This is a genomic window from Paenibacillus sp. FW101-FHT12H11 (assembly GCF_058790355.1).
Window position 1 is genome coordinate 415,719 of the sequence record NZ_JBYTCO010000008.1, and the last position, 16,149, is coordinate 431,867.

Consider the following 16,149-nt stretch of genomic DNA (forward strand, 5'->3'; position numbering starts at 1 on the left):
AAGCGCCAAAATTCCATTCAAAAAGGAGCGTTGTCCCATGTCGATGAACGAACAATTGGAACAAACCAAGGCAGGTTTTATCGCGAAAGTGCCTGCATTGGCTCAAGAAAATATTTTTCGTCATATCCAGGAGCAGCAGCAATCCGGTATCGTTTTTGGTCTGAATGAGGGGGATCAAGCCCCTGACTTTACATTAGCCAATCCGCTAGGAGAGCAGATCACCCTCTACGACCAGCTTGCGAATGGCCCGGTTATTCTCATCTTCTACCGGGGCGGATGGTGCCCGTTTTGCAATGTCCAGCTTAGAGCTTATCAGCAATTGCTGCCTGAAATTCAGAAGGTCGGCGGCCAACTGGCGGCCGTCTCTCCTCAAAGCCCCGACAACTCGCTGTCTCAGATGGAGAAAGAACAGCTTACGTTCCACGTGCTAAGTGATCCGAACGGCCATGTCGCTGACAGTTACAACCTTTTATTTGAACTGCCTGCTTATCTTCAAAATACATTTACGGACATACTTGGACGGGATCTCGCCAAGTTCAACGCAAGCGATCGCTGGGTGCTGCCGGTTCCGGCGACTTACCTCATTGACAGGCAAGGTATCCTCCGTTATGCCCGCGTTGATCCTGATTTCATGAATCGAACGGAGCCGCAGGAAGTGATTGATTATTTGAAAAGGCTCTGATGATTACAATAAAAAAAATGGAATCATGCTAAAAAAGCCATGATTCCATTCTTCTTATTGACTCAACACCTTCTGTGCCATTTTCGCCAGATCTTCAACATCTACTTTGCCATCGCCATTTAAGTCTGCTGCTCTAGCCATATTCCAGTCCGGGCTGCTGCTATTTTTCCCATAATGAGTAGCAAGGATGGCCAAATCACCAATCGAATATCTGCTGTCATGGTTCAAGTCGCCATCTGAGACATATCCCTCAATGCTCACTGTAAGCTCAGCAGGCACGGCTTCTGTCTCCACCCCTTTTTCATCGGCCAAAATGGCTTGGAGCACCGAGATGTTGCCAGAGGAATTCGGAGAACCCTTCGCTTTCAATTGCAGCGAAACAAGCGGCGTTTCATGCTTGCTTCGATCATCTCCCCCGATATTCGCGAGCACCATTCGAACGCTGCCCTTGTGATCATCGACATAATGAACAACGGCAATAGCATCTGCAGCCGAGTCTACCTTCTGTAGTTCAAACAAATCTGCCGGATACTTCAACGTAACATCTGATCCGTACACCGAATTTGTAACACTGGATACACCAAGCTTCACCGCGAACGTCGAACCTTCATTGACAAGGCTTGCTCCGTCTAAAGTCATGTTCGGTTGTACGGCATCTTCCATTTCAGTCACACGAATGTTATCGAACGTTGCATTAGCCTTGTATGTGCGAACGCCAATTGCACCTTCTGTGTAGGTACCGTCAACCGCACTAGCCACAAGCGTATCATTCACATAAACATCGATGTTTGGTCCCTTCGCCACAACCTTTAATCTGTAAACCGTATCTACGGAGACCGAAGGTAGCGCTTTATTCACGAGTTCTGTCCAATTGTTATTCAGCTTGCCCAACTGAACTCGACCTGCCAATGTAATGCCCGCATAATAACCTTGCAAGTTATCCGTTCCAACTGTTGGATTATTCACTCTGAAAATGACGCCGGCATTAGCTAAATTAGGGCTGGCACTCATGGAGATATCCGTTTCATAAGTGAAGTCTTTGAATTTCGTATCGTTAGCCACAGCTTTATAACCTTCACCGTTAATCACGGTGTAGTTGCCGTTAGCAGCACTCCACTCACCGCCATAGGTCGTCCAACCATCCGCATTCCGATCATCAAATGTATCAACAAAAGGCAGCGGATTATTCGCTCTGTCGAGGAATTGCTTCGTGGCTGCCTCCAGCGCAGCTATCGCTGTTTTAATGCCATCCGCGGTAGTTTGTTCCTTGTCGTACGCAGCTTGTGCGCTTACAATGGCCGCTGAAAAAAAATTCACGATTTGCTGCTTGTACTGTCCCGGACCATCTCCCACAGCGGCGTTATCACGAAGTTGCTTCGCCGCTTGAATGCTGGTCAGGAGATCGGACTTATTGCTGCTGCCGATTAATTCCCTATGTGCTGCGGCAACGCGAGCGAAATCAACCTTTTCCACTTTGCGGTCGTAACTTAATAATCCGTTGATTTCGTATTCGACATCCGAGATTTGGGTGTATACGGCCGCACTAAGTCCAGGTTTATCCTTCAATGTTTTGATCGTATTAATATAACGAATATACTGATCCGTTAACTCTTCTTTCGTGTTCATCGCCAGTCCGGCATACACGGTCAAAGGACTGAATTCATGCCCTGGCACGCGAAGCCCTACGCCCCCATACTCGCCAAGCGTAGCTGCCCGATAGTCCGAAGGCGTCGGAGACTCAGGTGCAGGATATTTGTGCCAATCCAGGAAATGTCCTGCTTTGGACTCATTGGCCCCGCCTCCGGCATCATACCAACCGGTAACTCCATTAATAAGGCGAGTTGGATCTGCTTTTATCGCATGGGCAATTGCCTCTCGGGTATAGTCACCGCCGTTGTCGAATTGCCCCCACCCTTCATTAAAAACAATATAGACGATGATGGAAGGCGAATTCTGCAATTGCTTAATCATTTCATCGAATTCTTTGTAATATTGCGGTTGAGCCGATGCATCTCTGCTGGTTCCACTTGGCATGTCCTGCCAAACGAGAAGTCCCAACTTGTCTGCCCAGTAGTACCAACGGGCCGGTTCAATCTTAATATGTTTGCGGATCATATTCATATCCATTCGCTTCTCGGCTTCAATATCGAATTTCAATGCCTCATCGGTTGGCGCTGTATACAGGCCGTCCGGCCAATACCCTTGATCCAAAGTGCCCATTTGAAAAACGAACTTCCCATTCAGCAATGGACGCTGGATACCATCGACTTTTCCCAGCTTCACTTCTCTCATTCCGAAGTAACTGTCAACGTTATCGATGATTGTTCCGCCATCCTTCAAAGACACTTTGAGATCATAGAGGAACGGGTCGTCCGGTGTCCACCATCTCGCATTCGGTACTGGAAGCAGCAATTCAGTGCCCGCGTTTCCGCTAATGCGACCGACTTCAACGCCATTTTTTAGAGCAATAGCTTCTACAGTCTTACCTGTACCATTTACCGCATCTACGGTCAGCTTCAACTTGCCATTCCAAATATCCGGCACCATATTCATCCGGTCAATGCTTGCGCTAGCGACAGGCTCCAGCCAGACGGTTTGCCAGATCCCGGACACCGACGTATACCAGATGCCTCCTGGTTGTACGACGGTTTGTTTCCCTTTGATTTGATCCCCTTGGGTATCCGTATAATCGAGTACATGTACAATCAATTCATTTTCCCCGGGTTTCAACTGACTTGTTATATCGAAACTGAATGACGTGTAGCCGCCTTTATGGCTTCCTACCTTTGTTCCGTTTACATAGACGTCCGTTTCGTAATCCACTGCGCCAAAATTCAACTTCACATGTTGGCCATTCCAATTTTGCGGCACCGTGAAATTTCGCTTATACCACATCAGCTGCTCTTGGCGTTGGATGCCTGAAAGCCGTGATTCCACGGCAAACGGTACCGTGATGTTCTCTTTCAGCGTTTGACCTGTCGGAAGGGCGTCCCCTTGCTTGGCGGGTTGGAATTCCCACTTCCCATTCAGGTTTAGCCACTGATCGCGAACCATCTGCGGTCTTGGATAATCCGGCAACGGATTGTTCGGATCGACTTGGCTTGCCCACGGCGTTTCGATCTGATAGGTGGAGTCATTTTTGATTGCGAGATAAAAATCTTTGAGTGGCTTACTGCTTGCCGCATAAACAAGAGCGCCGCCTCCTGTATATCCGATATTGGCCATCGGAGCATCTTGACGATACATCGGATATTCAAACTCTATCTGAATCGTTTTCGGATCACCGACTTTTAAAGCCGCCGATTTAATCGGCCATTCCTTCCCGAGCACATTAGCTGAAAGTTGCTCGCGCGCACCGCTGCCCAGCTCCTCCAACGCCTCCGCAAATGTGAATTCGGCATGCAAACCATCAGGCAGAACCGATCCGGCAACAGGCCCGCTATTCTCGTAATCAGCAGGCAGCGTGAAGGCTGTCGCAGGTACAATTTGCTTCGGCACACTTGGGCTGCCCCATCTTAGATACAAATTGGACCCGCCGTCATTCTCGAAATACTCCACTTTAATGTCGTATTTCTTGCCGGCTACCAAGGCAATCGGACTGCTTGTTTGTTCTTTATCCCAGTCATTAACCCAATGATCAATAATTAGTTTGTTGTCGATCCATAGTCTGAAACCGTTGTCGCCAATCATCCAGAACGTATAATTTTCAGTGAATTCAGGTGTAATCTGCCCTGTCCATCTCACATTCACGTGATTGTTCTGCCCTACCAGCGTTGTGAATGCTCCTTCCAATGAACTAAAATTAATGTACGGATCGACCACAGTCGTAACCAATTCTTCAAACCTAAACTCATCGGGTCCCGAGTTCTTGTAATAGTCTGCTTTCAAGCCATAATTCGTTGCATTGGAATTGGAATCTGCCGCATGGCTTTTGGATAAACTATACGGAAGAATGATACAGATCAGCATAGAAAAGATAAATAACTGCACAAGCCTTTTGGTCGTTTTCATTTGTACAATTCTCCTCTTTTGAATTACTGGATTTACGGGTTATAAAACGAGTCTTCTTGCATATGCCTCCTCTCCTTTTCAACTTGGCATTACCCTCAAATCAAAAGTGAGCGCATCTCAAGCATATATGTCCCTCTAACCTTTTGTATTTACAGATTTCAGGCATTTCTTGTAATTTTATGGCAATCTATTGTGGCGGCACATCGCATTACACCTGGCGGCCGTCTATTCAGACAGATCGCTATGCAGCAACTGCTCCCACACCCTGCGATTTGCATTAAAGTTGAACAAAGGTTTTGCTTAGAGGAACTAGGGTACTCTATTTGGAGGAAAATGAGCTGTTTTTATTTCCGAGGGGAACTACAGGATCTTATTTAGCCACCATGACCTGTTATTCGCGTAAAATTGGCAAAATAGCGGACTGTAGTTCCCTTTTAAATGGAAAATAGTGAATTTACAGGAAATAGAGGACTGTAGTTCCCTTCCAAAAACTACGAGCAAGGATAACGCAGTTTCCCGCTATTTGCACGCGCAGGCGCGTTGTGGATGAGTGTGACATTGGATGAAATCCAATGTCAGCCGCAAATAATGGCCACCGCCATCGCTATATTGCATTTTGTGCAATATTAAGGCCTCAGATCAGCCGCTGCAGCCTTCTACGTTGTACAAAGTACAACGATTTGGGCAGGATAGCGCTGATTTCACGCTATTTGTACTGAATTCATTGTACTTTGTGCAAGGAAGAGCGCGTTTGTGGGGGTTAAAGCTGTTCTATGGTGTACATAGTGCAACATAGACATGGGAGCGAGGAGCCGATCGCTAAGCGGTGATGGAGTGTGGGTATGGTCACTTGGTGCGAAGCGGATGTGCTGAGCGGGATGGTTACTTTGAGCTAGGCGGGCATGCTGAGCGGATTGGTTACTTTGAGCGAGGCGGGCATGCTGAGCAATATGGTCACTTGGTGCGAGGCGGGCATGCTGAGCGGATTGGTCACTTGGTGCGAGGCGGGCATGCTGAGCAATATGGTCACTTGGTGCGAGGCGGGCATGCTGAGCAATATGGTCACTTGGTGCGAGGCGGGCATGCTGAGCAAATTGCTCACTTCACGCAAGGCGACAAAAAAAGCCCAAGACAAGTGTCTTGGACTTTTTTCATATACCTAGTTTCCTGCACTAGCAATAACGAACTCGAACGAGATCTCTTGATCAGCCGGAATCTGATATTCCTCGTGAACAGGAGCTCCCCAGCTGTCGTCGCCACCTACACCCATTTGTTTGCCGGCAACTGTTACAACCGTATAATGAACATCCGGCAGCTCCCAAGCATGGTCAGCATGCTCAAGCTCAAATGCCGTATAAGGAGACAAGTTGCATTCTACCGGAGCTTGCGGGTCAGCTTTAATCATAAGACCGTTCCCCTTCACATCCGTCACATTCACCCGACGAACACCGGTTCGATTACCCGATTCCTGTGGAACGAGGTACGGTGTCGGCAGTTGATCAACCTGACGGCTGAAGATTCCCAAACGAGCTCCAAAGCTGCGATCGCTATAGTTTTCTTCAGGTCCCATTGCGTACCATTCGGACTGGTTATAATCAGCCGACATTTTGAAGGAAACGGCAAGGATCGGAAGATTCGGCAAGCCTGCTGCGCCTTTGTAATTCGTGTGAACCCGAATGGTTCCATCCGCGTGCACCGTATAAGCAATGCGAACGCTGACTTCAGAGCTAATGCTGAATCTGTATTCAAAGGCAACCGTTGCCGAGCTTTTCTCTTGCTTCAACTCCGTGCCGACACATTTGCGCGCCAGGCTCGAAGCGTACCAAGCACCGGCCGTATAGCCCATTGCCGTACCTTTATCGTTGTCTGTGGTTGCCCGCCAAAATAGCGGTGCCGGAGGTATCGCAATCATCTCCCGGCCATGATATCTAAGCGAAACAAGCGAGCCCACCTGCTTCGAGAAAATGACCTTGAAGCCTTTTCCTGTGACGCTGATATTGACGTCTCCCTCCACCACGTTGACTTCACCGGCAGGTTGTTCATTCTGTACGGTTGCTTCTATGATGAAAGTGGATTCGCCAAATGCCGTCTCAAACCCGGCGTCGGCCCAGATCGCTGACTCTTTGAGCACCAATGAAGCCTGGATGCAATATTCGCCTGATTGCCCATTCACGTCTGGCAGCTCGATTGGAATGATGCTTTCGCTTTGCGCCTCAACGGCAACAGCCTTAAACCCATTGCTAATTTCCGTGCCTTCATGATAGAGGCGATATTCAAGCACGTACGGATCTGTGTTCACAAATAAATTTTCGTTAATTACTTTAATATGGCTTCTTGTAGGCTCCAACTTGATATTCTGATAAAGGAATTTAACTTCCTGCATCTTAGGCGTAAGCTGACGATCAGCGAATACCAGTCCATTTCCGCAAAAGCTGTAATCCGTAGGACGGTCTTGGAAATCCCCGCCATAGGCCAAGAACTCACGACCATTCCGATCTTTTTTCATAATCGCCTGATCGATATAATCCCAAATAAAGCCGCCTTGATACATCGGATGTTTGTTTTCCAGCTCCGTATACTTGTGAAGCCCTCCGACGGAATTGCCCATCGCATGCATATATTCGCAGCTGATATACGGTTTGCCCGGCTGGCTGTTGAGATACGCTTCAATGTCCGCAGGCTTGGCATACATTCTGCTCTCCATATCGCTTGTAGCGTCATAATCACGATTATGGAATACGCCCTCGTAGTGAACAAGTCGGCCTGGGTCCGTCTCACGGAAGTAATCGGCTACGTTCAAAATCACTTGACCGGCATAAGATTCGTTTCCGCAGGACCAGATAAGAATCGAAGGATGATTCTTATCGCGTTCGACCATCGAAATCGCCCGGTCGAGCACGATATCCTGCCACTGCATATCGTTGCCCGGAATGTTCCACGAAGGCTCGACAGCCCCCATTTTCTGCCACGATCCGTGTGTCTCCAAATTCATCTCGTCGATGACATAGACGCCATACTCGTCGCATAACTCATACCATAAGGTCTGATTAGGATAGTGGGAAGTCCGGACCGCATTGATATTGCTGCGTTTGAGTGTTTGAATGTCCCACAGCATATCCTGCTTCGTGATGGCTCGCCCGCTGCGGCTGTTGAATTCATGGCGATTTACACCTTTGAATACGATTCGTTTGCCATTCAAGCACATCAGCTTGTCTTTCATCTCAAATCGGCGGAAGCCGGTTTTTTGCACGATGGCCTCGACCAAATTTCCGTTCTCATCGTAGATCGAGATACAAGCCGCATATAAATAGGGATTTTCTGCACTCCATGGCTGAACAATGCCCGCTGCGAGGTTGAAAGACAGCTTTCCGTTTCGGAATTCACCCGATTCTGTGAGAATCGTCTGCCCCTTAGCATCTTTTAATTCAAGCTTGGCACTTGCTGTTTTCGCATGAGCGTCTCGGAGATCGAGGTCAATTTCAAGCAATCCTTCCACATACGCATCATCCAAGTCTGCCTTTACACGCAGATCCCACACATGCACCTTAGGAACCGTATATACGTATACATCCCGGAAAATGCCTGATAGCCGCCAGAAGTCCTGATCCTCCAGCCAACTTCCCGTACTTCTCTGATAAACCTCAACGGCCAGCTTATTCTCACCTTCACGAATATAAGGCGTAAGATCAAATTCCGAAGGCGTAAAGCTGTCTTCGCTATAACCGACGAATTCCCCGTTAAGCCATACGTAGAAAGCTGATTCAACCCCTTGGAAGGAGATATAAACCGGTTTTCCTTTCATCGTGTCAGGGAGTTGGAAATTTTTCACATAGCTGCCCACGGGATTATGTTCTTGCGAGATGAATGGAGGACGCAGTGCTTCTACGCCATCCCAAGGATACATCGTATTCACATACTGCGGCTGTCCCCAACCTTGCAGCTGAATATGTCCCGGCACTTGGATATGCTCCCAACTGCTGCAGTTATAATCCAATTGATAGAACGATTGCACACGGCTTGCTGCATTTGGCGCGTAACTGAACTGCCAGCTGCCATTTAAGCTATGTCTCATGTCCATGGAAGCGCCTGCTTCAGCAGCCGCCATCGAGCCATAATAGCGGTGGTCGGAATGAGCGTCTAACCTGTTAACTCGAAAAACACGCACATCTTGCAGCCAATCAAGGCTTGGTACGGAATGTTTCATGAATAATGCCTCCTGAGAATTAAAACTGAAATAACTCCTCTATTTTGACTGCTATCAGCTCCTATTTTACTGAACCAACCATACCTGCAACAAATTGTTTTTGCATAAGGAAAAACACAAGCGCTGTCGGTATCGTCGAAATGACAATAGCGGTCATAATGACCCCGAAATCCGGTGCATAACTAGATCCTAAATTCGAAATCAATAAAGGAATTGTTCGTTTCTCCGGTGTTTGCAGCACGATGAGCGGCCACAAGTAGTTGTTCCAACTGGACATGAACGTAATAATCGCTGCAGCTGAATAGGTCGTTTTCATGGTCGGCATATAAATTCGGAAAAACAGGCCTAATTCCGTTAATCCATCCATTCGCCCTGCTTCCAGCAGCTCTCTCGGAAACATTTTCGTGCTTTGGCGGAAGAAGAAAATGAGAAAAGCTGTTGTAAACGTTGGAAGAACAACGGCATTCATCGTGTTGATTCCAAGAAAAGGAACCGTCTTTGACAAGCTGGAGAACATTTGGTAAAGCGGAACCATTAACGCTGCGAACGGAATCATCATGGAGAGAAGCAGCAAGTTGAATACGACGTCCTTTGCTTTACTCCGATAAACTTCGAAAGCATATCCCGCGAGCGAAGCAACGAGCAATGCCAATATCGTGGTCGATACAGAAATTTTAAGGGAATTCCACAGTGCAGGAACGAGATTGATGGAATCAACCAGTTTATTAAAGTTAGAGACAAAATGCGTACCCGGCAGCATTCTTCCCTGCGTGACATCCACAGAAAGATTCGTTGAACTAACGATCATCCATAGAAATGGAAAAATCGAAATCACGGCTACGGCAATAAGGAAGACATAGACAATTGTGCGATTGAGAACTCTCATTATTTATCACCTGCCAATTTGATTTGAAGGACAGATAACACAATGATCATAGCTACAACCGAATAGGAAACTGTCGCCGCATAGCCAAAATCAGGTGTGTACTTGAAGGAAAGGTTGTAAATGTACTGCGATATGGAGAGGGTTGCGTTTCCTGGGCCACCCTTCGTAATATTCATGATCTCGTCAAACAATTGCAAGGTTCCGATCGTAGATGTAATCGACGTAAAAAGAACAATTGGTTTTAACATTGGGAACGTAATAAAGAAAAACTGTTTGAACGGAGAAGCTCCGTCGATGCGTGCGGCTTCATAAATCGAATTATCGATATTTTGCAAAGAGGAAAGGAAGAAAATCATGTTGTATCCTGTCCAGCGCCACGTAATGGCAATAATAATCGTAATTTTCGCCCAGAAGGGATCGGAAATCCATTGAATCGGTTGTGCAATCAAGTGCATTTTCACTAAAGCCAAGTTGATGAGTCCATCATTGCCAAATAAATATTTGAATACGACGGAGTAGGCAACAAGCGAGGTAACACAAGGCAAGAAAATCGCTGTACGGAAAAACCCTTTGAAACGAAGTTTGCTGTCGTTCAATAGAACGGAGATCATCATCGCGAGAATGATCATAATCGGGACCTGAATGATTAGGTATAGAAACGTATTTTTTACAGCAGTGAAAAACGTTTTATCGCTCAGAAGCCGCTTATAGTTGCTGACGCCATTGAAATGCAGATTAGCTCCTGCGCCGGTTTTAAACGACAGCAACAGCGCCTGAATCATGGGATAGAAGTAAAACAAACAAATCATCAATACCGCTATACCGATAAACAGCCAGCCTGTCAGTCTTACACGGTTACTCATCGAGTAGTTCAATTTATCCAGATCCTTCCTATATTGCATTTAAAAATCGAAACGCTGTCCCCCGCTTGCACCATCATGCAATTCGGGGGTCAGCGCCCTTAGGTTTATTGGAAAACTTACTTAATTTGAGACTCCGCTTGAGACTGGGCATCACTTAGCACTTTATTGATATCCGTGCCTTTCAGGTAGTTCTGCATTTCTACTTTCAGAATATCTTCAATCGCATACGTATGCATGCCGTAGTTTACTTTAGGAATTTGAGTCGTCCACGTTGCGAAATCGGAAATGACTTTTTGACCTCCGAAGAAATCATCCGCTTTCGTGTAAGCTTCACCTGTTGCTGCCGGTTTGTACGTACCGATAACACCAACGTCAGTTACTAACTTCTGGTACAGATTCACGTCGGAACCGAGTGTTTTACCAAGGAATTCAGCTGCCGCTTCTTTACCAGGGTTGTTTAATACATACCAGGAGCTGCCTCCAAGGTTTGATGCGTGTACGGAACTTGCTGTATTTTTCAACTTAGGAAAAGGTACAACCGCCCATTTCCCAGATTGGTCAGCTTGCGATTTAATGGAAGGCGTGATCCAGTTTCCTGTCGGTACAGCTGCTACACTGCCGCTGTTGAAGCCAGCCAGGAAGGAATTCCAATCTGACGTGATTTTAACGATGTTAGCGGACATCAACTCTTTGTATGTAGCAAAAGCATCTTTCAGAGCTGCATTATCTTTCAGATCCGGTGTAGAACCGTCGCTTTTCAGATACCAAGCACCTGCAGATTGAATCATCATACGAATTAAGCCAAGGTCATTCGGATCTTGCGTTAACAAATCCTTACCTGTTTTAGCTTTAACCGCTTTACCGATTTCAATCAATTGCTGCCAAGTAATATCCTTCAAATCGTCTAGTTTATAACCAGCTTGTTGTAAATAGTCCGAGCGAACATATAAACCTGTTACTCCGGAATCAAATGGAAGGCCATATTGTTTGCCATTCAAACTTGTTGGACCGATTTTGTAATCTGCGAAATCGGATGCTTTAATGGATGCCGACAAATCTTGAAAGGAATCAGGATATGTTTTCAAGAAGCTTTGTGCACGATAATCTTCAATCAGCACAACATTCGGTAGACCTGTCGTTGTCCCGGAGTTCAACCCCGTGTTCAACTTCTGAATAATATCATCTTGCGCGTATTCAACAATGTTTATTTTCACGTCAGGATGATCTTTCGCATAAGCCTCTTGTGCCAGCTTCATAGCTGCAATGTTGAAGTTCTTATCCCAGGCCCAGACCGTAATTTCCTTCGCTGCTCCTGTTCCAGTTGGAGTCCCTGTCGCTGTTCCAGTTGTGTCAGGTGCTTTACTTGAGCATGCAGATAGCAGCAAAAAACTAGCCAATAAAATGGTTGAAACTTTCTTTTTCATGTGCGCCCCCCGTGTAGTTTTGATTTTTTGAAAATGCTTTCTTTTAAAAGAATAGCATCTCGGAAATCCCTTCTGTTAGAAAAAATTTTGTCATAATTAGCGAAATTCTTGTGTTTTGTATCCGCTATCATAATGACCATTTTGGTACTTTATTTATAATTTGTACTTTCTTTAGATTTCTATACATGGGGGGACTTGCTAAGTTCGCCAGGGAAGACTAATGGCAATTTTTGTTCCTTGCCCAAGCGTGCTCGTAATGGAAACTCCATATTTGTCTCCGTATAAAAGCAGGATGCGATCATGCACATTGCGAATGCCAATCCCTGTAAAAAGCTGCCTGGCACTCGTTGAGGTACGCTGCTCGCTTTGCGCTTCTGCAAGGTCCATGCCATCGCCGTTATCCACGATTTCACAGTGCAGCGTATCGCCCTCCTTCGTGATAATGACATAAATATATCCCGTCGTTTTTTTATTAAAAGCATGAAAAAACGCATTTTCGATAAATGGCTGGAGCATTAATTTTGGCACTTGCGACTTCAAACAGTCCGGCGAAACGAAATAATCCACCTTAATGCCATTCCCATAGCGCACCTGATTGATGAATACATAATGTTTTAAATTCAAAAGTTCCTGCTCAACAGATATCGTGTCTTTCACATTACTAATCGTATTTTGCAGCAGAGAAATCAGCGCATGAATCGTGTCCGTGGCCTTTTCTTTACTCCCTTGTTGAACCAGAATATTAACGGAAGTCAGCGTATTATAGAGAAAATGTGGGTTAATTTGCTGCTGCAGCGCAGCTAACTCGGCCTTCCGCTGCTCCTCCTGTGTCTCCACCAGCTGAATAATATAATCGTTAAGCTCATCAAGCATATAGTTGTAAGCATTACTGAGCTCTCTTGTCTCATACGAACCGGTCACCGCCATGTAGTTGAGAAAATTCTTTTTGGTAATGTTCGACATCTTCATGACAAGCGTTCTTAAAGATCGCGTTACTCTGCGAGTGATAAAATAGACAACAAGCACAGCCGTCAATACGATACCGGCACCAATCATAAATAAGGCCTTCCTGTTGAGCATCTGGCCCAGTGTCATTTGCTTATCAATCACATTGACGAGATAGAAATCATACATGGGTAAATAATCTGCCAAAACGATGACGTCATGATTAAACAAAGTCATTTCTTGACTTGTCGCTTGAGATTGCTGGGCTTGCTTGGCGCTCGACAAGAGTTCCTCGGAAATCGTTCCAATCAGGTCCTCCCTGTTGCTAGAGACAATCAAACCATTTTGATTCAAAATCATGACATCATTGCCTTGACTTGTGAAGCTCGCATAGATTTTCTTAAAATCACTCTCTCTAATCATCATGTAAAGCGATCCATAACCTTCTTTGCTTTCTGAAGAAAGCAGCGCTTTGGTGGCAACAATCCGATCTTCATTGGAGCCCCATGTTCCCGCCCTCATGAAGCTGTATAATATCCTGCCGGGCTGCTTCCATGTCTCTTGTGTTAGTGGGCTGTTCTGGAGCTCCTTCGAGGAGCCGGACCAATAGGTGACATCGCTCACGTAGCTCCTGCCATTCATGCCCAGGACGCTGATGCCAATATTTTTGGCCCCAATCCCGGACTGAATTCGCTTCATCTGATCACTCATGCTGAAATTCGTTTTGAAATTCGTTAACGAATCCGTATCCCCCTCGGTTAGGAAGCTTCTAATCGCGCCGCTTTGCGCGACACTAATGGCTATATTTATATTGGAATAATGAATGGCGTCTAATCCCGTTTTGATCTGGTTGATAATTTTGGAATTGGTAATACTGAACGTTTGGACGAAAAGTTTCTGCGACATTTGAACCGATACCCAAGAGGTCAGAATCGTGACGGAAATAATGCTTACGACCATCACAATAAACATTTTGGTAAACAGACTTTGATCGGTTATTTTTTTTACCCATGCTCCCATTATGGATCGTAGTCCCTTCAAGCTTATTTTTTGCGATAGTGACTTGGGGAAATTCCCATCAGCTTTCGGAACACCTTCGTAAAGTAGCTGTGATCGGAGTATCCGACGAGATTGCTTATTTCTGAAATGGAGAGATTAGGATTTTCGCGCAGCAACGTACAGGCTTTATCGATCCGAATCCGGTTCAAATATTCATTAAAACCTTCTTTATTATGAACCGTGAAGTAATTGGACAAGTAGGAAGGATTGAAGTGGAAGTGTTTGGCGACTTCTGTTAACGTCAGTGGCTGCGAAAAATGTTTGTCCATATACAATAAAATTTTCTGAATGCCCGGAGATCCCGTTCGATTATCGCTGACGCATGATACAGCCTCATTCAAAAACTTTTCTAACAAAAGAATAACTTCCCCAATATGCTCAGCCTCATGAATCGCGCGAAAATACTCGTATTTGCCTTCATCCAACGAACTTGCCTCATAGTGAAAATGCTTTAGCGTAACAATAATATTAAACAGGCTGTGGTCCAAAAAAGATTTAAACTCAAACATGTCGGTATCCAGTCTGCCATTCATCGAGTGAGCGTATGTGCTTAGACGCCCAAAAGCCAGATCGAACTCTTGATGATTCAATTCTGCCGTGAACGCCTCCATGTCAAAAGGAGCGCCTTTCTCCGCCTGCTTCTCCAATTCATTGACAATGAGAAGTCTGCGATCCGGCAGAAAGAAGCGGTGATCCAACACTTTCAGCATGTCATTGGTATAAATATCGTGCAGCTCAGATAGATGCTCAAAAACATGGCTGAGCGCCACGACGATGGACATATGCCCTTTATCGCCGGCTTCAAGCAGCTGCTGGGCGATCTGTACGGCGTCCTCTTGTGCGGAGTTGTCCAGATTCAGCAGGTAGCGAATATAGCCGTCTTGATGCGAAAAACGGCGTGTAGCGACGGGTCTATCCCTATTTTGAATGATCGCTTTCAGAGCCGCTTCTAACCATTCCTCATTTCGGGTCAAGGACACGGATTTATCCTGAACCACCGAGAGTAAGACAAAACTGGCATACGGAACTATCGTACTTAATTCATTTTTGTCATAATCAACGGAATAACCCGAAATCAGCTTGTCCAGGATGTAATCGACTGACTGCTTTTTCTCACTTTTCCACACCGAGTGTTGAAAAGCAGGAATTCGTTCTGCCGTTTTTTTCAGAACAGCCAACATGGATACCGCGTCCAGTTTGGGTTTTAACATATAGTCAGCGACACCGCTTTGAAACGTAGAGCGAACATACTCGAATTCTCCGAAGCTGCTGAGCACGACGATTTCCATCTCCGGATACATACCCTTTACGATTCTCGTCAATTCCTCACCATCCATCACCGGCATGACAATATCGGTCAACACAATGTTCGGTTGGTACAAATGAACCATCTCTAACGCTTCTTTGCCATTGGAGGCTTCACCAACAATTTGAAACCCTTCGCTTTCCCAATCCAGAAGATGCCGGATGCCTTGGCGCACCAACATCTCATCATCAACAATCAGAACCTTGCAATAAATCGTCATAACAGACTCCTCATCCAGATTTACATCATCTACCACCAGTACGACGTATTTTGTGCGATATCTTGCACGATTATAAATGAAATTATAGCTCTTGACGAGCGTTATGCTTATAGCATGAAATACTAGGATACCAACCTTTTTTGAAAAATGGAATACAAAAAAGAGCTGCCGTAGCAGCTCCTAGATGTATAACAGAAAAGATTATAGCTTCTTTTTGGACAGGGGCAGCAGGAATTGAACCCACACCAAAGGTTTTGGAGACCTTTGTTCTACCTTTAAACTATGCCCCTATAACATGGTGGCTCGGGACGGAATCGAACCGCCGACACGAGGATTTTCAGTCCTCTGCTCTACCGACTGAGCTACCGAGCCTTAGATAAAATGGAGGCTGACGGGATCGAACCGCCGACCCTCTGCTTGTAAGGCAGATGCTCTCCCAGCTGAGCTAAGCCTCCATGCGATAATCAAGAAAATGGCTCCCCGAACAGGACTCGAACCTGTGACAACTCGATTAACAGTCGAGTGCTCTACCAACTGAGCTATCAGGGA

At 45.9% G+C, this 16,149-nt stretch carries 9 protein-coding genes and 4 tRNA genes; 2 read left to right on the plus strand and 11 right to left on the minus strand.

Annotation, left to right across the window (positions count from 1 at the left end):
- The first annotated feature begins 37 nt into the window (after positions 1-37).
- On the plus strand, positions 38-682 hold the full coding sequence (locus AC3WTJ_RS26030) for a peroxiredoxin-like family protein (RefSeq protein WP_492524294.1): 645 nt from the start codon (positions 38-40) through the stop codon (positions 680-682).
- Between the two features lie 54 nt (positions 683-736).
- On the opposite strand, the gene AC3WTJ_RS26035 is transcribed toward AC3WTJ_RS26030, so the two are convergent.
- Positions 737-4,693 (minus strand): PA14 domain-containing protein, encoded by a 3,957-nt coding sequence (locus tag AC3WTJ_RS26035; RefSeq protein WP_492524295.1) that lies wholly within the window; start codon positions 4,691-4,693, stop codon positions 737-739.
- Between the two features lie 902 nt (positions 4,694-5,595).
- On the opposite strand from AC3WTJ_RS26035, the gene AC3WTJ_RS26040 reads away from it, so the two are divergent.
- Positions 5,596-5,856 carry a hypothetical protein gene (locus tag AC3WTJ_RS26040; RefSeq protein ID WP_492524296.1) on the plus strand — a complete coding sequence of 87 codons (261 nt, stop codon included), beginning with the start codon at positions 5,596-5,598 and terminating at the stop codon, positions 5,854-5,856.
- Here AC3WTJ_RS26040 and lacZ read toward each other — a convergent pair.
- From lacZ to AC3WTJ_RS26090, 10 genes are all read right to left on the minus strand, one after another.
- Positions 5,853-8,897 carry a beta-galactosidase, LacZ type gene (gene lacZ / locus AC3WTJ_RS26045; RefSeq protein ID WP_492524297.1) on the minus strand — a complete coding sequence of 1,015 codons (3,045 nt, stop codon included), beginning with the start codon at positions 8,895-8,897 and terminating at the stop codon, positions 5,853-5,855. The genes AC3WTJ_RS26040 and lacZ overlap by 4 nt on opposite strands.
- A gap of 61 nt (positions 8,898-8,958) precedes the next feature.
- On the minus strand, positions 8,959-9,783 hold the full coding sequence (locus AC3WTJ_RS26050) for a carbohydrate ABC transporter permease (RefSeq protein ID WP_492524298.1): 825 nt from the start codon (positions 9,781-9,783) through the stop codon (positions 8,959-8,961).
- On the minus strand, positions 9,783-10,646 hold the full coding sequence (locus AC3WTJ_RS26055) for a carbohydrate ABC transporter permease (protein ID WP_492524316.1): 864 nt from the start codon (positions 10,644-10,646) through the stop codon (positions 9,783-9,785). The genes AC3WTJ_RS26050 and AC3WTJ_RS26055 overlap by 1 nt, the downstream gene beginning before the upstream one ends.
- A gap of 116 nt (positions 10,647-10,762) precedes the next feature.
- A complete protein-coding gene (locus tag AC3WTJ_RS26060) occupies positions 10,763-12,070 on the minus strand; it encodes an extracellular solute-binding protein (RefSeq protein WP_492524299.1) in 1,308 nt (435 codons plus the stop codon).
- A gap of 198 nt (positions 12,071-12,268) precedes the next feature.
- Positions 12,269-14,035, minus strand: coding sequence for a cache domain-containing sensor histidine kinase (locus AC3WTJ_RS26065; protein WP_492524300.1), 1,767 nt, complete (start codon positions 14,033-14,035; stop codon positions 12,269-12,271).
- A 23-nt stretch (positions 14,036-14,058) separates the two neighbouring features.
- Entirely contained in the window at positions 14,059-15,600 is a 1,542-nt protein-coding gene (locus AC3WTJ_RS26070) for a response regulator transcription factor (RefSeq protein ID WP_492524301.1), read from the minus strand.
- A 219-nt stretch (positions 15,601-15,819) separates the two neighbouring features.
- Positions 15,820-15,890: transfer RNA gene (locus AC3WTJ_RS26075), tRNA-Trp, on the minus strand.
- A 6-nt stretch (positions 15,891-15,896) separates the two neighbouring features.
- A tRNA-Phe gene (locus tag AC3WTJ_RS26080) sits at positions 15,897-15,972 on the minus strand.
- Between the two features lie 10 nt (positions 15,973-15,982).
- A tRNA-Val gene (locus AC3WTJ_RS26085) sits at positions 15,983-16,055 on the minus strand.
- Positions 16,056-16,073: 18 nt separating this feature from the next.
- Positions 16,074-16,149 (minus strand) — tRNA-Asn (locus tag AC3WTJ_RS26090).